Origin of the sequence: Bernardetia sp. ABR2-2B, assembly GCF_037126435.1 — a bacterium.
Taxonomy (GTDB): Bacteria; Bacteroidota; Bacteroidia; order Cytophagales; family Bernardetiaceae; genus Bernardetia.
The window spans coordinates 4631343-4650044 of sequence record NZ_CP147020.1; the positions used below are offsets into that span (position 1 = coordinate 4631343).

The window sequence follows — 18702 nt, forward strand, 5'->3', positions numbered from 1 at the left end:
ATTAAAAAAAATGTCAAACTCTCCTTTTTCTACTCAAAACGAAGAATTAAAAAGCAGTATTCAAACACTACTTCTTTTACATGTTTCTGAAAGCAAGATTTCAGATTTGATAGCAGAAGCCTATACAAATACGCCAAACAGATGGCAAGAAGAAATATTTTATTTGCTCAATAGCAAACTACAAGATACAAGCAAAAGAACGGAATATTTAGTGGAAGAATTAAGTTCTGATGTTGCGAAAAATATATATGATAGCAAGGTTTGGCAAAGAATAAATGCTCTTTCTTTTGAAGATAAACTGCCTTATTTATTGCATCATACTTTAGGTTGGGATAATGAGAAGATAGCAAAGCTTTTGAATATTTCTATTTCAGGAGTAGAAATTTTATTGGTTAGTATCTTGAAAAAATTGAGTAAATAATTATTTTTTTATCTCTGCTAATGCTTTTACTTTTTTGAGTTGCTTTACGCATTTGTGTTTTTGGTTGTGAAGATTATGGCGAGTAGTATAACCAAATTCTTTTTGAATTTCTTCAGTTGTTTTTTCTTCTTCTACGATTGTGGATAGTAAGTTCTGACAATGCGAAGTAAGGCGAGAAAAGTAATCATCAAATTTTTCTAACAATGGTTTTTCATTTTCTAGCTCCGTTTCAAAATCTTGTGATAAAATAAAAGAATATTTTTCTAAAGAGTTTTGATTAAAATTACTTTCATTATCTTCATCAGAATTGGTAAGAGAATATACAGTCGCTTTTTTCTTCTTTCTCAATGAATTGAGCCACATATTTTTACTGATTGCAATAATATAGGTTTTAAGAGAGGCTGTGAGATAAAAATCTTCTTTTTTGAGTTTTTCTAAAAATACAATTAATGTTTCTTGAAAAATATCTTGAGCATCTTCTTTTGTTCCCTTATTTTTGCAAATATAATTTTCTACAAAGCCATAATAATACTGATAGAGTTTTGAAAAAGCTTTTTCGTTTCCTTCGCAAAACTCTGTCAATAATTGTTTTTGTTCTTCGTAATAAATGAGCTGTTTTTCTGTTCTTTTCATAGTTTTGACAACCGTCAACGAGGTCAAGACCGTCGTTGAGGTTTTATAAAAAATTAAATTTTAGATAAAATTTGAGCGACTTCTTTTGCAAAATACGATAAAATAACTTTTGCTCCTGCTCTTTTTATACTTAAAAGAACTTCTAACATTACTTTTTCGCCATCTATCCAGCCTTTTTCTGCTCCTGCTTTTATCATTGCATATTCGCCACTCACATTATAGGCTACAATCGGAACGTGTGAGTTTTGATTTACTCTACTAATTACATCCAAATAAGAAAGCGCAGGTTTGACCATAATCATATCAGCACCTTCTTCAATATCTAGTTTGGCTTCCAAAAGTGCCTCACGAACATTGGCAGGATTCATTTGATAGGTTTTTTTATCTCCAAAACGAGGCGCAGAATCAAGAGCATCTCTAAAAGGACCATAAAAAGCACTTGCATATTTAGCAGTATAAGCAATAATTCCTACGTCTTGAAAACCTGCTTCGTCTAAAGCATTTCTCAAATAACCTACTCGTCCGTCCATCATATCTGAAGGCGCAACATAATCAGCACCTGCACGAGCTTGTGCAACTGCCATTTTTCCCAAAATTTCTAGCGTTTCATCATTGATTATTTTTCCATTTTTATAAATACCATCGTGTCCGTCGCTACTGTACGGGTCCATTGCTACATCTGTCATCACAAAAACATCTGGAAACTTTTCTTTTATGGCTGTTATTGTTTTCAAATAAAGGTTTTCAGGGTCATAACTTGAAGTTGCCATCGAATCTTTATGCTCATCTGTCAGGCTTGGAAACGGAGCAAAAGCACGAATCCCTAAAGCATAACACTCTTCAATTTCTTCTAAAAGTTTATCTAAAGAATAACGAAAAATATTAGGCATTGAAGTGATAGGTTCTTTTTTATTTGTTCCCTCAATGACAAAAATAGGAAATATAAAGTCAGCAACAGAAAGAGACGTTTCTTCCACCATAGCACGTAGAGCAGCAGATTGACGGTTACGACGAGGGCGAGAACGCATAGATTGAAAATCGAAAGGCATATTTTTAATTATAGGTTATTGATGGCTAAATTGATGTTTCCTAAACTTAATTTTTGTCTTCTTGTTTTTAAAGAAAGCAAACTAATTTACTTTCTGTCGTATTTAGCGAATGTTTTAAAACTACATACGTAGGGTGTTTAGAGTTTTAAAATTTACAGAAATTGTCTGAAAAGGTTATCCTCTATGTGCCTTCAAAATTTTTCCGTAGGAACTACACATAAATCTTTGATGTGGAGAAAGAATATATAAACCTTGAAAATAAACTTTTTTACAAAAAAAAGGCTATCCGTATTTTTCGGACAGCCTTTTTCTTAGTTTTCTTTTTCTGAGAATTGAAATAAAAATTATTTGTAACTCAATCAAAAAAAGAAAAAATGATTTATGCTTGGGCAGTTTCTGATTTAGGAACTACTGAAACAAAAGAACGTCTTTTATATCCTTTGTTAAATTGCACTTCGCCATCAATAAGAGAAAATATAGTATGGTCTTTACCAATTCCTACATTTTCGCCTACGTGAAATTTTGTTCCACGCTGACGTACGATGATGCTACCTGGTTTGGCTACTTGCCCTCCCCAAATTTTTACACCTAGACGTTTACTTTCCGAATCTCGTCCATTTCGTGAACTACCGACACCTTTCTTGTGAGCCATATCTGTATTGTTTTAAAGTTTGGATTTTATTTTTTCTTTTAATTAGAAACAATTTTTTATTAAAAAAAACAGGTTCAAAATATACTTTTCTTTTAGTTTGTATAGTTCGTAATCCGTAATCTTTAATTCGTAATTGTTCCATTCGTTTATTCTAAAAAAACGAAGTAGATAAAATAAAAAAATTGTAAATAAATAAATTAAAACTAAATTAGAATGTCTTTAATCAAGACTTTAGTGAATTGCTGACGGTGTCCGTTTTTTGTTTTGTAGCCTTTACGACGTTTTTTCTTAAAAACGATTACTTTGTCGCCTTTTACTTGAGCAAGAACTTCTCCACTCACTGAAGCCCCAGATAATTGAGGCTCGCCAATACTAACAGTGCCGTTATCTTCTACCAAAAGAACTTTGTCAAAAGTTACTTCGTCGCCTTCATTTCCTTGAAGACGGTGCGTATAGATAAAACGATCTTTTTCAACCTTGAACTGTTGTCCGGCTATTTCTACGATTGCGTACATGAGATAAACTTTGTTTAAATTACAAATAGAGTGCAAACTTAGTGCTTTTTATTTAGAACTACAAATCAAAATGATAATAAATTTAAGCAATTCAAAATTTAGTTTTTTATCTTTGATAAGAGGAAATTAGAAGGTTCTTATTATTATACTCAATCAAAAATGGTTTTTGAAAAATAAAACTGTCAGACACTTTAACTTCGTTGAGGGCTAAAGCCGTTCATAAGTATCAGTACAGTTCAAAAAACAAATTATCTGATACCTTTGAGGTGTACTGATAAATTTGATTTTCGAAAACTAAAAATGTGTGAGTATATCTAGTTTGAAGTAAACAAAGAAAATAATAGGCAGATAGGTACAGTATAAAAGAAAACATTTTCATTAATCAAAACGTTTTAAAACCCTATCTTCTACTACATTTTATTTTTATCATCTATTGGTTTATTATTTTTTAGCTACAACTACAAATCAAACTTGTTTTTGTGCTTTTTTTTTGGTTAAATTGTAAACTTATTCATAGAACTGTAAAAACAATTTATTTCATCTTGCTTTAAGGACATTTTTTTATTAAATAAATTTATAAGTAAGAATAGTTATACTATTATTTTATTAGAACACAACTTTTAGAACAAACCCTATATTACGTATGTCACAGAACGGAAAGACAATTAAACTTAACTACGAAGGCAAAGAATTTGAATTACCTCTTGTAGAGGGAACAGAAGGAGAAGTAGGTATAGATATCGGAACTTTAAGGTCTGCAACAGGACTTGTTACCCTTGACCCTGGGTATAAAAATACAGGCTCAACCAAAAGTGCAATTACATTTTTAGATGGTGAAAAAGGAATTTTGCGCTACCGTGGTTATAATATTGAAGAACTAGCAGAGAAAGCAAGTTTTTTAGAAGTAGCTTATCTTATCATTTTTGGAGAGCTTCCAGACCAAGCTTCACTTACAAAATTTCAGAACGATGTAACTAACCACACGCTTATCCATGAAGATATGCGTAAAATATTTGATGGCTTCCCAACTACTTCTCACCCAATGGTTGTTTTGTCTTCACTTATTTCGGTGTTGAGTACGTTCTATCCTGAGTCGATGAAGTCTAACCGTCCTCCAGAAGAAGTATATATGTCTATTGTTCGTCTGATTGCTAAAGTTCCAACTATTGCAGCTTGGTCTTACAAAAACGAAATGGGACACCCTGTAAATTATCCAGATAATAGCCTTAACTATGGCGCACGTTTCTTGAAGATGATGTTTGCTTTACCTACACAGGAATACGAAATTGACCCTGTAATGGTAAGTGCATTGAACAAGATTTTGATTCTTCATGCAGACCATGAGCAAAACTGTTCTACTTCAACGATTCGTATTGTAGGTTCTTCATTAGCTAATATTTATGCTTCTGTTGCTTCTGCTACAAATGCTTTGAGTGGACCTTTACATGGTGGAGCAAATCAGCAAGTAATCGAAATGTTGGAAGCTATTCATAGTAGTGGTGCAACGATTGAGGACTTTATGGAAAAAGTAAAAAATCGTGAAATGCGTTTGATGGGATTCGGACACCGTGTTTACAAAAACTTTGACCCACGAGCAAAAATCTTGAAAAAAGCGTGTGATGATATTTTATCTAAAATGGGTATTGAAGATCCGTTGTTAGAGATTGCTAAGAAATTAGAAAAAATTGCATTGGAAGATGAGTTCTTCATTGAAAGAAAATTATATCCAAATGTAGATTTTTATTCTGGAATTATCTATCGTGCCATGAACTTACCGACAGATATGTTTACGGTAATGTTTGCAATGGGACGTTTGCCAGGTTGGATTGCTCAATGGAAAGAAATGTTAGAAATGAAACACCCTATTGGTCGTCCTCGTCAGATTTATGTTGGAGAAAACGAAAGAAGTTTTGTTCCAATGGCAGATCGTAAGAAAGTAGATCATGCTGACATTATTCAAGAAGATTTTGCTTAAATAGAACTGAATTTAGTTAAATAAAGAAGTCTAAGTAAGAATTGAACTACTCAATTTTTGCTTAGACTTTTTTGTTTCATAGTAGTTTAGGTATCTTGCTTGAATACAAAAAAAACAGCTTTTATTCATACTGGTCAGTCTGGAAAACTGACATACAAAAGTAACCGTGATAACATTGAAGTTGTTTAAGAATAGGTTTGTGCGTGTATTTGTTGGTGTCGCTTCGCTAAAACACCAACAATGGCAGGGAAAGTAACCGTGATAACGTTATATTGTAGATATAGAAAACAACTTCGAAAAAAAAATGATTTTCTATTTGGTTTATAAAATAAAAGTGTTACCTTTGTAACCGATTTGAGACAAAAAGGAGCTTAAAAGATTTAGCTCACTTATCTTAATAAAGTTTTAGTTTTTAGTTTGCCCTGTAGTTTAATTGGCAGAACACCGGTTTTTGGTACCGATAGTTGAGGTTCGAGTCCTTGCGGGGCAACATTTATTTTTTTACTATTTTTTCAAAAATAGTTGTTTTAGAATTTAGTTTGTGATACTTTTGTGTCAAAGTTAATTTGTGCTATCGCTTTTTAGTTTGCCCTGTAGTTTAATTGGCAGAACACCGGTTTTTGGTACCGATAGTTGAGGTTCGAGTCCTTGCGGGGCAACATTTATTTAGAATAACCTTTATTTCAATTCATTGAAGTGAAGGTTTTTTTATGTAAAAGAGTATTTAATGATGAGAATTTACTAACTTTTGAATGGCTAGAAGCTAAAGAGCTAAAAAAGATTTTTTTTTTGACAAGAAAAGGAATTATTTTTGAAAAAGATAAGTTGAGTAATTGAATTTGAAAGAGTTATCATCAATAGATTTATCAAACAAATACTTCAAAATTTACTTTTTGAATGCTATCATTTAAACAAAACCTTCATAAATTGATTTATAATATATAGATTACTGCCAATATGATTGATTATAAAATATATAAATTGAGTTTTAAATTAAAAAATGAATTAGATTATAGGTTAAATACTATACAATCTACTTTGCTTGATTTGACTCTTATATCTACGTTCAATAATCTATTTTCATTATCAATTACATCTTTAAAAACGACTCTTCAAAACAAACTTTCTGCATTTTATAGTTTTCAAGGAACAGAACAAACAGATGAACAAAATAATCCAAAAGATGAAGTAGAACTTATACCTTCTACCCAGCTTTTAGATAGTTCTGACGATTCTCTATTTCTAAGAAGTTATAAAATTTATATATGATATTTCGTAGCCTTGAGAGCAAACTTATAGAGTTAGCTGTTGAGGTTTTTTGTTTGCTAATTTTTAGAAGACGATTCTATCAAAAAACGGCAATCGTATCTATTGAAAAATATTTTAAAACCCATTTATCCCACATTATTATGAGCAAATTAAATAAACTTCCAGTATTCAAAGAAACAGTATATTTAATATTAGACGGTGAAACTTCACATAAAGAAGAAGCAGAATTTATGAAATTCATAGCTACCTCAACATGGCACCGAGAATACTTTGAAAACGAAAAACAATTGCATATGCTCATCAAAAAAAGTATAGAAAGACAGCCAATGCCATTCAATCTACAAGAACTCATACAAGGCAAAGTACACGAAGAAATGGAAAAGAACGAAAGTATGGAAAGCGAAAAAGAAAAAGCTAGAAAAAACTAGAGAACAAGTTATAATAATACAGACAATTTTAAATCAAAAAACTCTTCATTCAGAATTATATAAAATTCGTATGAAGAGTTTTTTTATGTATTGAGATTTTTAGAATAACCTACTTAAAACAAATATCATTTGGAATGACACCTACTTTATAACGATTTACTTCTCTTTTCGTCTGTAAGTCATATTCAAAAATATAACCTTCTTGTTGATAATCCAGAGCATCAGCAAAAAGTAAGCGTCCGTTTTTTGGAGAAATGATAGCATTATAAATGAGTGTATTTGTTGTTCCTAATCCTTCAATAAAAGGAGTTTGGGGAAGGCGAGAGTCTGTCTCAAAACTAGAGAGTTGATACAAGTCATTATCATAAATCCAATATAAATCATTATTATAAATACTCAAAAAATCAGGTCTTTCTTCTTCATCAAATACTCTGCTTTCACTACTTCGTACATCTGAAAGTGAAGAAGTAATAAGTCTGGCTCTTTCAGAATCTGAACCTGTTGCCAAAATCCAAATTCGGTTTTGTGCTTCGTCTGCAACGATGCTCTTCGAACCTTTAGGCGTTGTGATAGTATGAATAATTTCATCATTGTTAGTATCAATTACCCAAACTTTGTCTGCATCATGAGAATTTATCCAAACATAATCTCCTAGTTTTACCATCTCTTCTGTCCATTCTGTTGTTCTTATTTCTCCTGTAATTTCATTACTTTCTAAATCAATTATATAAATCAAATCTCTATAAATAGTCGTTACATAAGCCTTTGAATCATTTATTCCTAAAAAATAACGAGGAGAATGAAGATTTTCAATAGTTGCTATTCTATCTAAAGTTGTGGGGTTTACGACTTCTACTTTCTGAGAATTATTAACTACAATATATCCTTTTCCATTATGAATAGTCATTGATTGCCCTACATTTCCTAAAGGCTCGTTATTTACTCTTTCAAAAATATTATTTTCTACTCTTCCTTTGTCTATTCCGTCTTGATGAATAAAAGTAAGTGTTGCTTTTCCCCAATCAAAATTTCCTTCATTGACTACAAAAAAGCCGTTTTGATAATCTTTTGAGGGTTCGCCTTCATCTATACCGATAGGCGATTGTCCATCTATTTCACACGATGAAAGTATAAAAAAACAAGAAAGACAGAATAAGTAAAATAAATTTTTCATAAGAATAGAATTTGGATTTGTTTAAGTAAAATAAAACGCAAATCTACAAAAACAAAAAACTTGCCTTAGACAAGAAAAGTGTTTTTTTTGAAAAAAGAATTAACATAAAATTCTTAAAATTCCAATTCTCTTTCCAAAACAACAGAATCTTGTTCTAACTTATCATTTCTAAAATAGAATACACTTCGCCATTTTTCACCCTTTTCTATTTCGGAGAAGGGGATTTGGTATTCTTGTAGGAGAATTGATTCTGCTTGTATATCACAAAATCCACAACCATCATAAGATGTTTCTAATACATGAAATTTATCATAATTTGATTTTATGTTATAGGTTTGGTTTATAAAAACATGACCTCTATAATAATTAATCCAGTCTACAGAAATTGTATCTCCCAAAAATGCGACTTTTTTCGATGGAATTCCCATAAACGAATAATTAGGATCAATACATTGACATTCTCCTATTCGTGACCTCAAAATTGATTTAATATTTATAGATACAGATATGACTTTTTTCTGTTCTTCAAATGAAATAACATTTTTTTTGAAAATACCTCCTAAGTTTTGTATCACTAAATACTGTTTTAGCGAATCATCTAATTGACCAACTTTTGCAAATACTTCTTGAATTTTTGATTTACTCTCCTTCCAATTCTTTGATAAAAAAATGTTTTTGATAATAGAATCCAATGGCTTTAATGTTCTATATGTTTCTTTGTATTTTTCATAAAAAGCTATTTCTCTTTTAGAAGTAAATTTTTTACCTATTTCTGAAAAAGAATTTTTATTGGCTATTAAATAACCTGACCGAGCTATATAGGCATCAAAATACTTATTTTCTTTTTCTGCTAACTTAGATGAAGAATTCAAAATATAGCTTTTACTCTCTTCATTTATAACTCGTAATTCTTCTAAGTTAAAATAATTTTTCGCTGTCAGAAGCGAAGCAGCAATGATGGCAGCAATCAATACAGTATTTATAATTTTAGTAAGCATAAAAAATTACTTTTTAGGTATAATTTTGAAATCAATATCATATTCAGAAGTTTTAGAGTAATGAAATTGTCCGTCATCAAATAAGAATTTAGGTCGCAAAGTTGTATCTCCTAGAGAAGAAAGAACGTGATAGGTTTTTGATTTTTCTAATGTAAAATATACAGAATCTTCAAAAGTAAAAGATTGATTGTAAGGATTATTTTCATCTATTCGTTCTTTTTGATATTCAGTTCGATACTGTGTATCAGATTGAAAATAGAATACCTTTATTGTCATTTTTTGATTTTCATAATTTGGAATAAGCGTAGAATAGCCTTCAAAATGGTTAGATGAATAAGAGGTTGGAAACTGCTTTTTGTTTGCTGTGAAAATAGAATCAGCTATTTGAATTATTTCTTTACGCTGTTTGTATAAATCTAGCCAAATTTTGAAGTTATCTTTTTCTTCCCAGTTTACTTTAGGAATAGTAGCAAAAGGTGCAGATTGATTTTGTAAACCTTCTAAATGAGATTTTATTGTATTTATGTAGTCTTGTTTTGTGTGTTTATTGAATAAATACTTTGAATTTTTTATATGATGTAGGGAGGCTTCTCTTTCAAAATCATTTACAGCTTCTAAATAAAGTTGATAATTTTTAGGAATAGAATAATACAGTTTCTCCTTTGGGTCAAAATTACTATGTTTTACAGAATGTCTTGCTGAATCTATAAAACTACGTTTGACTTCTTCTAAAAAAGAAAGGTTATCATAATAAATGACACCACTTTTTATATCACTTGCTTCAATAGCAAGGTTTTGAGTTTCCTCAATAAACTTTTCATTTTCATTTTCTTGCCAAAAATAAAAACACCAAAAAGCCACAGCCAAGAAAGCCAAAAGAAGTGTAGATTTATTTATAGTTCGTTTTTTCATGGGCTAAAAATCGTTTAATCATAAGAAAACCCTAAGGGTCTTCGAAGACCCTTAGGGTTTAAACTCTACTTATAAAAATCATCAACAGCCTTTTGAGCATCTACAAAATCAAATTCAAAACCTGCTTTTACTATTTTATCTTCACTTGCTTTTATACTTCTCAAAACCGATTCTGCTTGCTGCCCTAAAAGCAAATACATAGCAGGTTCGGGGACGTTTGGCAAAAACAATGGTTTATCTAAAGAATTTGCAATAATACGTGTCAGTTCTGCATTAGTTACAGGATTTGGAGCAACAGCATTGAAAGTTCCTTGCATTTTCTCATCTTCAATAGCTTTTATAAAAATTCTACAAAGGTCGTCGATATGAATCCACGAAACGACTTGATTTCCATCTCCCAAAGCAGCACCAGCCCACGCTTTTACAGGTTTTGCCATCTCTACAAGTGCGCCACCTTTATCGCTCAAAACAATTCCGATACGAATAATAGAAGAACGAAGGTTTGAAGGAATTTTTGCGTGTTCTTTTTCCCATTCTACACAAACTTGCGCCAAAAAATCACTTCCTGCTGCATCTTCTTCGTGTTTTAAAGTTGTTTTATCACTCTCTTCAATTCCATAATAACCAATCGCAGACGCACCAATATAGGTTTTGACGTGATGGTCTAAAACAGTCAGTTTTTCTACCAAAAGAGCCGTTGAAAGGGTTCGGCTTTCCATTATTTTTTCTTTTTGAGAATCAATCCACGCCTTTTCCATAATACCAGTTCCTGCCAAATGAATGACACAATCAGCTTTTTGGATAGCTTCTTCTTCCATTTCTCCTGCTTCTACGTCCCATTCATAGACCGTAACCCCTGGAATATGACCTCCAGAACGGCTAAGATGCATGACTTCATAATTTCCACTTGCTAATAAAAGTTCGGTAAGGCGACTTCCGACAAGTCCAGAACCTCCTGTAATCAATATTTTTTTCATAAAATAAATAGAATCAAAAAATGTAGTTGTAAAAATGATTTAATAAAATACTTAACTCTAATTTTTGAAAAACGTTTTGAGTTTTTCTAAACAAGTTATCCTTTTAATTTGTAAATTTACAAGTAGTTATTTTCTACTAAAAATTATCAAAGGAATAAAAATTAGATAAACTACTACCTTCATACTGATAATTTAATCAAATTAGGTCGTAATTTTTAATCCGTAATCCGTAATTGTCTTAAAATTATGTCCACAAAAGAAAAATATCTAAATCCATTTACTGATTTTGGTTTCAAAAAACTGTTTGGTTCAGAAGTGAATGCTGATATTTTGATTAACTTTTTGAATGCAATTTTACCAAAAGAAGTACAAATAACTCACCTTACATATCTCAAAACCGAACACATAGGACATTCAGAAATTGATAGAAAGGTGGTTTATGATGTTTATTGTGAAAATGAAAAGGGCGAAAAGTTTATAGTAGAATTACAGAAGGCAAGACAAAAATATTTTAAGGAAAGGACTATTTTTTACTCTACTTTTCCAATTCAAGAACAAGCTATAAGAGGAGATTGGAATTTTGATTTGAAGGCTGTCTATACGGTTTCTATTTTAGACTTTTTGATTGGTAATAATTCTTACGCTACTAAAAAACAGGAAATAAAGGAGAATAAATCGGTTAAGAAAACAGCTAAATTAATGGATATCGAAACGAATGAAATTTTTTATGATAAACTAACATATGTTCAAATTCATATTCCTCTTTTTGTAAAAGAAGAAGGCGAGTTAGAAACGATAGAAGATAAATGGTTTTACATCATTCGCAACTTACAACGCTTTCAAAACCGACCTGCTGCTTTAGAAGAGCATATTTTTGATAAAGTTTTCGAAACTGCTGAAATTGCAATGTTTGATAAACAAGAAAGAATGGCATATGAAGATAGTTTGAAAAATTATAGAGATATAAAAAATGTGATTGACACAGCAAAAGAGGAAGCCGAAAAAAAAGGCAAAAAGGAAGGCAAAAAGGAAGGAAAGCAAGAAAAAGCAATAGAAATTACTAAAAACCTCCTTCGAAGTGGGTTGTCTGAAAAAATGATAGCAGAAAATACAGGACTTTCTATTGAAGAAGTACAAAGAATAGCCAAATCATTAAATACATAAGAAGAATGGAATCAATATAAGGCTATCTAAATAAACTTTGAGCAAAATACTTTAAAAAAATCCTTGCTTTTAAAGATTATAGTCTGTACTTTTGCACCCAAATTAAGGGTAAGCCTTGAAAAATCAATGTCTTTAAAAAGTACCTAAAAAGCTTCTAGAAAAGTGTCTGAAAATAACCTATCAGAATCTACTAAGAAAAAAATTACTCGTTCGTACCATCTTCAGTTTGGAGGTTTTGCGCTTGTAATGCTTCTTTGTATGCTTGTTTTTCAGTTCTTTGTAACTCAATATTATATCTCTCAAACGTGGGGCGTTTATATTGGAATTACACTTTTGTACTGGGTTACAGGAATGATAACCTTACGTTTTTTGGGAAGTGCTAATTTTGGTTATGCTATGATGGTTTCCAAAATGGTAAGAATGCTTTTTTGTGCTTCTGCTCTACTTGCCTATGTGATGATAAGTAGCGAAGGAGTGGTAAGTATGGCTTTTGTGATGCTTTTTTTATATTTTGGTTATTTATTGTTTGAAATTCGTGCATTGTTACCTAACTTGCAGCGCAATTCAGAACAAGACTCAGAATAAGCCATAAATGTTATTAACGTTTTTATACGTTTCTAGTTCAATTTAGGTTTAGATAAAAAGAAATTAATTTTCAGCGTAAATTATAAATTACACTAATACGGAATCAAGTGAAGAATAACATTTTACCTTTCATCAATCTCAACAACTGCTTAAAAATTACCTTTTTGAGTGTTTTGTTTTCAATTTTTACTTTTTCTGCGTTTGCACAAGAAGGGAATGAAGAACAAACCAATACAGAGATTCAAAATGTAATTGAGGATGATAAGTTCAATATTACAGAAATGATTAATCATCACATTCTTGATGCTCACGAATGGCATTTTTATACGAACATAGGAGAAGATGGTAAAGAACACCACGTTTCGCTTCCTCTTCCCATCATTGTTTATACAAATGGACAACTTGATGTATTCTCTTCTGGAGAGTTTCATCATGCTCCAATGAAAAATATAATTACAACAGAGGATTCTAGTGATGATAACTTACGTCCAGTAGTAACAAAAGGAGATTATAACTATATACTAGACCACGAACACGTAAAAGTAGTAGATAATAATGGTAAAATCTTAGAAGATATTCACCCTCTTGATTTATCAATTACAAAAAATGTAGCTTCAATGATGATAGCAGCAATTTTACTTCTTATTGTTGGTTTCAGTATTGCAGGTGCATATAAAAAACGTGAAGGACAAGCACCAAAAGGAATGCAATCATTCTTTGAGCCTATCATTGTTTATCTTCGTGATGATTTGGCTATTCCAAACATTGGAGAGCATAAATACAAAAAATATTTTCCGTATCTATTGACATTGTTTTTCTTTATTTGGTTCAATAACCTTTTAGGATTACTTCCAACAGGTGCAAATACTTCTGGGAATATTGCTTTTACCCTTACTTTGGCTGCTCTTACGCTTCTTATCACAAACTTTTCAGGAAATAAGCATTATTGGAAACACATCTTTGCAATGCCAGGTGTGCCAATTCCACTTCTTTTAATAATGATTCCAGTAGAGATTATTGGGATTTTTACTAAGCCAATCGCTCTTATGATTCGTCTTTTTGCTAATATCACAGCAGGACACACAATTATTTTAGCACTTATCGGTATTATATTCATCTTCAAAAATTATATTTTGGGTGTTCCTATTGTTCCTTTTGTTTTTGCTATGATGTGTTTAGAGTTATTTGTTGCGCTCTTACAAGCGTATATCTTTACGCTTCTTACGGCTCTTTTTATTGGTCAAGCTATTGCAGATGACCATCATTAGTCAGTTATCAGTTAAATACAATTACTGTAAATTATAAAGCTGACTATTTCAAAAGAAGAAAGATAGTAGATTTGAACTGTAATTAATTATTGTATTACTTCTAAAATCTAATTTCTAACTTCTACCTTTATTTTCGGATAAATTTCAGAATACAAGACAATTATTTTAAAACGGTAGGTTTTATTTAAGCATTTGTATTCATTTTATATAGTTAATTTTCTTTTTATACTCTCTTAAATTTAGATTTTATGTTCGCATTTATCGCTATGTTATTACAAGCCGTTGCTGATTATTCTGCTTATGCTGCTATCGGTGGTGGTCTTGGTGCTGGTTTAGCTGTTTTGGGTGCTGGTCTTGGTATTGGTCAAGTTGGTGGTCGTGCTATGGAAGCAATGGCTCGTCAGCCTGAGAAATTAGGTCAAATCCAAACTGCAATGATTATTGCAGCAGCACTTATTGAAGGTGCAGCTCTTTTTGCTATCGTAGTTTCATTCCTTATCGGTGGCTGGAAGTAAGAAATATAAAAATGAAGTAGTAACAAATTAGTTGTTGCTACTTCGTTTTAATAATCTAATATTATAAAAAGAAATTTATCAGTATTTCAATTTAACTGTCTGACATTTTAAAGTATCAGATAAAAAAGATATTCTGTTATTTGTATTTTACAAATAACAATAAAACAAAGAATTTAATTTATACCTTATATATTTAATCATTATGCTTCTCCAACTCAATCCACTTATTACGCCTAATGTTGGTCTTATTTTTTGGACAGGACTAATCTTTATCTTGCTTGTTCTTATTTTGGGCAAGTTTGTTTGGCCTACTATTACAAAAGCTCTTTCAGACCGTGAGCGTTCTATTGAAGAGGCTCTCAAAGCTGCTGAAGCTGCTCGTATGGCAAAGGCAGACTTGGAAAATGAAATTGAAAAAATTCGTCAAGAAGGACGTGTTGAGCGTGAGCAAATGATGAAAGAAACTCGTCAAGTTGCTTCTAAAATGGAAGAAGATGCTCGTGAAAAAGCAACTGCTGAATATAACCGTATTTTGGAAGATGCAAAACGTGAGATTGATTCACAAAAGCAAAATGCTATGGCTGATGTTAAAAATCAAGTTGCCAAACTTTCTTTAGAGATTGCTGAAAAATTAGTGAAAGAACAATTAGCTAATGACTCTGCTCAAAAACAACTTGTAGAAACTTATTTGAATGATATTAAAGTAAATTAATCTTTTACAATTCATTTTAATTTTCTATAAAGAATAAACTAAAAAAAAATATGTCAGATATTCGTGTTGCTTCTCGTTATGCCAAGTCAGTTTTTGATTTAGCCAATGAACACTCTATTTTAGAAGAGGTGCATAATGATATGGTAAGTATCAAAGAAACTGTTGAAGAAAGCAGAGAGTTAGAACTTGCACTCAAAAGTCCGATTATCAACTCTTCAAAAAAGTTATCTATTCTCAATTCTCTTTTTGGAAGTAGCAATGACTTGACTAAGAAATTTTTTACACTAGTTGTTAAGAAAGGACGTGAAGCAGACTTATTTGAAACTGCAAAACAATTTCACTTACTTTATAATTCTAAAAAAGAAATTGGAATGGCAGAAGTAATTACTCCTTTTGAGCTTACAGAAGATTTACGTAATTCTTTTAAAGAGAAAGTACGCAAACTCTCAAGTAAAGAAAGTGTAGAATTAAAAGAAAAAGTAGATAAAAGCCTTATTGGAGGCTTTATCTTAAACTTTGAAGGAAAGCAAATTGATGATTCTGTCAAAACTCGTCTTCAAAAGTTAGAACAATCGTTAGTAAAATAACAAAATATAAAATTCATCAATGATGATATAACTTCATTGATATTTACCTTGATAATGGTCTTGACCTTGTCAATGGTTTGTTAGAAAATATTTTGTACCTTTGCAATCTATTCTGAAAAGAACAAAAAAATAAAAATTCAATCGTAACTGTTAAACTCACAAATAAATGGTCAGACCTGATGAAGTTTCAGCAATTCTAAGAGAACAACTCTCTAATGCAAAAACAGACGCTCAACTCGAAGAAGTAGGAACTGTACTTCAAGTAGGTGATGGTGTTGCTCGTATCTACGGACTCTCAAATGCTCGTGCTGGAGAGCTTATCGAATTCAATAATGGCTTGACTGGAATGGTCTTGAACCTTGAAGAAGATAATGTAGGAGCTGTACTCTTTGGAGATTATACTAATGTAGGCGAAGGCGATTCTGTCAAAACTACTGGACGTATTGCATCACTAAAAGTAGGTAATGGAATGGTAGGACGTGTAGTTGATACACTAGGAAACCCTATTGATGGTAAAGGTCCTATTGAAGGAGATCTTTATGAAATGCCACTTGAGCGCAAAGCACCAGGTGTAATTTATCGTGAGCCAGTAACAGAGCCTCTTCAAACAGGTATCAAAGCGATTGATGCGATGATTCCAATTGGTCGTGGTCAGCGTGAGCTTATCATTGGTGACCGTCAGACAGGTAAAACTGCTGTAGCGATTGATGCAATTATCAATCAAAAAGAATTTTATGACAAAGGAGAGCCAGTTTTCTGTATCTATGTAGCAATCGGTCAAAAAGCATCTACGGTTGCTGGTATTGTTGCTTCTTTAGAGCGTTATGGAGCTATGGCTTATACAGTTATTGTTTCAGCTTCGGCTGCTGACCCTGCTCCAATGCAATTTTTTGCGCCATTTGCTGGTGCTGCAATCGGAGAATTTTTCCGTGATACTGGTCGTCCTGCTTTGGTAGTTTATGATGACTTATCAAAACAAGCTGTTGCTTACCGTGAAGTTTCTCTTTTACTTCGTCGTCCTCCAGGGCGTGAAGCATATCCAGGGGATGTATTTTATCTTCATTCTCGTCTTTTAGAACGTGCTGCAAAAGTTATCAATGATGATAAAATTGCTCAAGGAATGAATGATATTCCAGCCTCTTTGAAAGAAGCAGGTATCGTAAAAGGTGGAGGTTCACTTACAGCACTTCCAATCATTGAAACACAAGCAGGTGACGTTTCGGCATATATCCCGACTAACGTAATTTCGATTACAGATGGTCAGATATTCTTAGAAACTAACTTATTTAACTCTGGTATTCGTCCAGCAATTAACGTAGGTATTTCGGTATCTCGTGTAGGTGGTTCGGCACAGATTAAATCAATGAAGAAAGTTTCTGGTACATTGAAACTAGACCAAGCGCAATTTAGAGAGCTAGAAGCATTTGCAAAATTTGGTTCTGACCTTGATGCAGCTACTAAACTTGTTATTGAGCGTGGACGTAGAAATACGGAAATGTTGAAACAAAAACAATTCTCTCCAGTAGAAGTAGAGAAACAAGTTGCTATCATTTATGCTACTACAAATGGTATTACTGATAATGTTCCTACTGAAAAAATGAAAGATTATGAGCAAAATTATCTTAGCATTTTGGAACAGAATCATAGAAAAACGTTAGATGAGCTTCGTGCAGGAAAATATACACCAGAACAAACTGATGTTCTTGCAAAAGTAGCGAAAGAAGTAGCTAAGACATATAACGTAGCAACTGCAAAAGCATAATTTAATTCTGTATAACAGACTTTCTAGTCTGTTTGGAAATAGTAAAATGTTATTAATTGCTGTGTTCTGTATAAATTATATTCAGAACACAGCTTTCAAATAAAAAAATGGTTTTTGTACAGACTAGGAAGTCTGTATTACTTTAAGAATAGCCTTCAAAACATATTATGGCAAATTTAAAAGAAGTTCGTGGAAGGATTGTATCTGTAAAATCCACACAACAGATTACAAAAGCAATGAAAATGGTAGCTGCTGCAAAGTTGCGCCGAGCTCAAAATCGTATGATGCAGATGCGTCCTTACGCTCAAAAATTGAGTCAAATTTTGCAAAATGTAACAGCTTCTCTTGTTGGAGATGATTTTGAAAGCGAGTACAGCCAAGTTCGTGCAGAAGAAAAAATATTGGTTGTAACTATTACATCTGATAAAGGACTTTGTGGAGCATTTAACACTTATGTTCTTCGTGCGATGCAAGGTTTGATTAATAAAAACTATAGCCGTCAGAATTCTTTAGGAAACGTAACAGTTATGCCTATCGGAAAACGTGCTTTAGATTATGTTCGTCGTCGTAATATGAAGTCTGTAACTGATTATTCAGATATTTTTTCTCAAAAAGAACTTACTTTCGACTATGTTCGTTTGGCAGCAGAATATGCAATGGACGAATTTGTGAAAGGAAATTATGATAAAGTAGAGATTGTTTATAACGAATTTAAAAATGTTGCTACACAGATTGTACGTGTAGAACAATTTTTACCGATTGCTCCTCCTACTGAAAAAGTAGAAGAGAAAACATCAGCAAAACCATCATTGATTAAAAAAGAAGAATTTTCTGCAAATGTAGATTATGTATTTGAGCCAGATAAGAAAGAAATTTTGGCTGACCTTATTCCTCAATCTCTCAAAACGCAGTTTTATAGCAAAATCCTAGAATCAAACGCAGCCGAACAAGGCGCACGTATGACAGCGATGGATAAAGCAACAGAAAATGCTGGAGAGCTATTGAAAGAATTGAAATTGAGCTATAACCGTGCAAGACAAGCCAACATTACAAAAGAGATTTTGGAAATTGTTGGTGGTGCAGAAGCATTAGAGCAAGGGTAATAA

20 protein-coding genes and 2 tRNA genes are annotated in these 18702 nt (G+C 32.0%); 14 read left to right on the top strand and 8 right to left on the bottom strand.

Annotation, left to right across the window (positions count from 1 at the left end):
- Positions 1-10 precede the first annotated feature (10 nt).
- On the top strand, positions 11-421 hold the full coding sequence (locus WAF17_RS19435) for a sigma factor-like helix-turn-helix DNA-binding protein (RefSeq protein ID WP_338763347.1): 411 nt from the start codon (positions 11-13) through the stop codon (positions 419-421).
- On the opposite strand, the gene WAF17_RS19440 is transcribed toward WAF17_RS19435, so the two are convergent.
- The 4 genes from WAF17_RS19440 to rplU all read right to left on the bottom strand — a co-directional run bounded on the left by WAF17_RS19440 (position 422) and on the right by rplU (position 3270).
- On the bottom strand, positions 422-1054 hold the full coding sequence (locus WAF17_RS19440; protein ID WP_338763350.1) for a sigma-70 family RNA polymerase sigma factor: 633 nt from the start codon (positions 1052-1054) through the stop codon (positions 422-424).
- A gap of 53 nt (positions 1055-1107) precedes the next feature.
- Positions 1108-2103 carry a porphobilinogen synthase gene (gene hemB, locus WAF17_RS19445; RefSeq protein WP_338763352.1) on the bottom strand — a complete coding sequence of 332 codons (996 nt, stop codon included), beginning with the start codon at positions 2101-2103 and terminating at the stop codon, positions 1108-1110.
- 379 nt (positions 2104-2482) lie between these two features.
- Positions 2483-2755 carry a 50S ribosomal protein L27 gene (rpmA, locus tag WAF17_RS19450; RefSeq protein ID WP_338763355.1) on the bottom strand — a complete coding sequence of 91 codons (273 nt, stop codon included), beginning with the start codon at positions 2753-2755 and terminating at the stop codon, positions 2483-2485.
- A gap of 203 nt (positions 2756-2958) precedes the next feature.
- Positions 2959-3270 (bottom strand): 50S ribosomal protein L21, encoded by a 312-nt coding sequence (gene rplU / locus WAF17_RS19455; protein ID WP_338763361.1) that lies wholly within the window; start codon positions 3268-3270, stop codon positions 2959-2961.
- A 643-nt stretch (positions 3271-3913) separates the two neighbouring features.
- On the opposite strand from rplU, the gene WAF17_RS19460 reads away from it, so the two are divergent.
- The 5 genes from WAF17_RS19460 (at position 3914) to WAF17_RS19480 (ending at position 6942) form a co-directional block, all read left to right on the top strand.
- A complete protein-coding gene (locus WAF17_RS19460; RefSeq protein WP_338763363.1) occupies positions 3914-5245 on the top strand; it encodes a citrate synthase in 1332 nt (443 codons plus the stop codon).
- Positions 5246-5663: 418 nt separating this feature from the next.
- Positions 5664-5735, top strand: a tRNA-Gln gene (locus WAF17_RS19465).
- Positions 5736-5832: 97 nt separating this feature from the next.
- Positions 5833-5904, top strand: a tRNA-Gln gene (locus tag WAF17_RS19470).
- A 322-nt stretch (positions 5905-6226) separates the two neighbouring features.
- Positions 6227-6514 (top strand): hypothetical protein, encoded by a 288-nt coding sequence (locus WAF17_RS19475; protein ID WP_338763365.1) that lies wholly within the window; start codon positions 6227-6229, stop codon positions 6512-6514.
- Positions 6515-6654: 140 nt separating this feature from the next.
- The gene (locus WAF17_RS19480) at positions 6655-6942 is read left to right on the top strand and encodes a hypothetical protein (RefSeq protein ID WP_338763367.1); all 288 of its coding nucleotides are present in this window, start codon (positions 6655-6657) and stop codon (positions 6940-6942) included.
- A gap of 109 nt (positions 6943-7051) precedes the next feature.
- On the opposite strand, the gene WAF17_RS19485 is transcribed toward WAF17_RS19480, so the two are convergent.
- The 4 genes from WAF17_RS19485 to WAF17_RS19500 form a co-directional block, all read right to left on the bottom strand.
- Entirely contained in the window at positions 7052-8116 is a 1065-nt protein-coding gene (locus WAF17_RS19485) for a DUF5074 domain-containing protein (RefSeq protein WP_338763370.1), read from the bottom strand.
- A 113-nt stretch (positions 8117-8229) separates the two neighbouring features.
- Positions 8230-9114, bottom strand: coding sequence for a hypothetical protein (locus tag WAF17_RS19490; RefSeq protein WP_338763373.1), 885 nt, complete (start codon positions 9112-9114; stop codon positions 8230-8232).
- A gap of 6 nt (positions 9115-9120) precedes the next feature.
- A complete protein-coding gene (locus WAF17_RS19495; RefSeq protein WP_338763375.1) occupies positions 9121-10026 on the bottom strand; it encodes a hypothetical protein in 906 nt (301 codons plus the stop codon).
- A gap of 65 nt (positions 10027-10091) precedes the next feature.
- Positions 10092-11003: a TIGR01777 family oxidoreductase gene (locus tag WAF17_RS19500; protein ID WP_338763378.1), complete on the bottom strand. Its 912-nt coding sequence runs from the start codon at positions 11001-11003 to the stop codon at positions 10092-10094.
- Between the two features lie 246 nt (positions 11004-11249).
- On the opposite strand from WAF17_RS19500, the gene WAF17_RS19505 reads away from it, so the two are divergent.
- From WAF17_RS19505 to atpG, 8 genes are all read left to right on the top strand, one after another.
- On the top strand, positions 11250-12167 hold the full coding sequence (locus WAF17_RS19505) for an Rpn family recombination-promoting nuclease/putative transposase (protein WP_338763380.1): 918 nt from the start codon (positions 11250-11252) through the stop codon (positions 12165-12167).
- 162 nt (positions 12168-12329) lie between these two features.
- On the top strand, positions 12330-12752 hold the full coding sequence (locus tag WAF17_RS19510; protein ID WP_338763382.1) for a hypothetical protein: 423 nt from the start codon (positions 12330-12332) through the stop codon (positions 12750-12752).
- Positions 12753-12859: 107 nt separating this feature from the next.
- Positions 12860-14020, top strand: coding sequence for a F0F1 ATP synthase subunit A (gene atpB, locus WAF17_RS19515; protein WP_338763385.1), 1161 nt, complete (start codon positions 12860-12862; stop codon positions 14018-14020).
- Positions 14021-14268: 248 nt separating this feature from the next.
- Positions 14269-14535 carry an ATP synthase F0 subunit C gene (atpE, locus tag WAF17_RS19520; protein WP_291725959.1) on the top strand — a complete coding sequence of 89 codons (267 nt, stop codon included), beginning with the start codon at positions 14269-14271 and terminating at the stop codon, positions 14533-14535.
- Between the two features lie 202 nt (positions 14536-14737).
- Complete coding sequence (gene atpF / locus WAF17_RS19525) at positions 14738-15247, top strand: F0F1 ATP synthase subunit B (protein WP_338763395.1); 510 nt, start codon at positions 14738-14740, stop codon at positions 15245-15247.
- Between the two features lie 50 nt (positions 15248-15297).
- Positions 15298-15834: an ATP synthase F1 subunit delta gene (atpH, locus tag WAF17_RS19530; protein WP_338763397.1), complete on the top strand. Its 537-nt coding sequence runs from the start codon at positions 15298-15300 to the stop codon at positions 15832-15834.
- A 166-nt stretch (positions 15835-16000) separates the two neighbouring features.
- On the top strand, positions 16001-17596 hold the full coding sequence (gene atpA / locus WAF17_RS19535) for a F0F1 ATP synthase subunit alpha (RefSeq protein ID WP_338763399.1): 1596 nt from the start codon (positions 16001-16003) through the stop codon (positions 17594-17596).
- A 167-nt stretch (positions 17597-17763) separates the two neighbouring features.
- Positions 17764-18699, top strand: coding sequence for an ATP synthase F1 subunit gamma (gene atpG, locus WAF17_RS19540; RefSeq protein WP_338763402.1), 936 nt, complete (start codon positions 17764-17766; stop codon positions 18697-18699).
- Positions 18700-18702: the final 3 nt, after the last annotated feature.

Excerpts from the sequence above, each read along its gene's own strand:
- WAF17_RS19435 (WP_338763347.1), top strand. The coding sequence starts at position 11 with ATGTCAAACTCTCCTTTTTCTACTCAAAACGAAGAATTAAAAAGCAGT.
- WAF17_RS19440 (WP_338763350.1), bottom strand. The coding sequence starts at position 1,054 with ATGAAAAGAACAGAAAAACAGCTCATTTATTACGAAGAACAAAAACAA.
- hemB (WP_338763352.1), bottom strand. The coding sequence starts at position 2,103 with ATGCCTTTCGATTTTCAATCTATGCGTTCTCGCCCTCGTCGTAACCGT.
- rpmA (WP_338763355.1), bottom strand. The coding sequence starts at position 2,755 with ATGGCTCACAAGAAAGGTGTCGGTAGTTCACGAAATGGACGAGATTCG.
- rplU (WP_338763361.1), bottom strand. The coding sequence starts at position 3,270 with ATGTACGCAATCGTAGAAATAGCCGGACAACAGTTCAAGGTTGAAAAA.
- WAF17_RS19460 (WP_338763363.1), top strand. The coding sequence starts at position 3,914 with ATGTCACAGAACGGAAAGACAATTAAACTTAACTACGAAGGCAAAGAA.
- WAF17_RS19480 (WP_338763367.1), top strand. The coding sequence starts at position 6,655 with ATGAGCAAATTAAATAAACTTCCAGTATTCAAAGAAACAGTATATTTA.
- WAF17_RS19485 (WP_338763370.1), bottom strand. The coding sequence starts at position 8,116 with ATGAAAAATTTATTTTACTTATTCTGTCTTTCTTGTTTTTTTATACTT.
- WAF17_RS19490 (WP_338763373.1), bottom strand. The coding sequence starts at position 9,114 with ATGCTTACTAAAATTATAAATACTGTATTGATTGCTGCCATCATTGCT.
- WAF17_RS19495 (WP_338763375.1), bottom strand. The coding sequence starts at position 10,026 with ATGAAAAAACGAACTATAAATAAATCTACACTTCTTTTGGCTTTCTTG.
- WAF17_RS19500 (WP_338763378.1), bottom strand. The coding sequence starts at position 11,003 with ATGAAAAAAATATTGATTACAGGAGGTTCTGGACTTGTCGGAAGTCGC.
- WAF17_RS19505 (WP_338763380.1), top strand. The coding sequence starts at position 11,250 with ATGTCCACAAAAGAAAAATATCTAAATCCATTTACTGATTTTGGTTTC.
- atpE (WP_291725959.1), top strand. The coding sequence starts at position 14,269 with ATGTTCGCATTTATCGCTATGTTATTACAAGCCGTTGCTGATTATTCT.
- atpF (WP_338763395.1), top strand. The coding sequence starts at position 14,738 with ATGCTTCTCCAACTCAATCCACTTATTACGCCTAATGTTGGTCTTATT.
- atpH (WP_338763397.1), top strand. The coding sequence starts at position 15,298 with ATGTCAGATATTCGTGTTGCTTCTCGTTATGCCAAGTCAGTTTTTGAT.
- atpA (WP_338763399.1), top strand. The coding sequence starts at position 16,001 with ATGGTCAGACCTGATGAAGTTTCAGCAATTCTAAGAGAACAACTCTCT.
- atpG (WP_338763402.1), top strand. The coding sequence starts at position 17,764 with ATGGCAAATTTAAAAGAAGTTCGTGGAAGGATTGTATCTGTAAAATCC.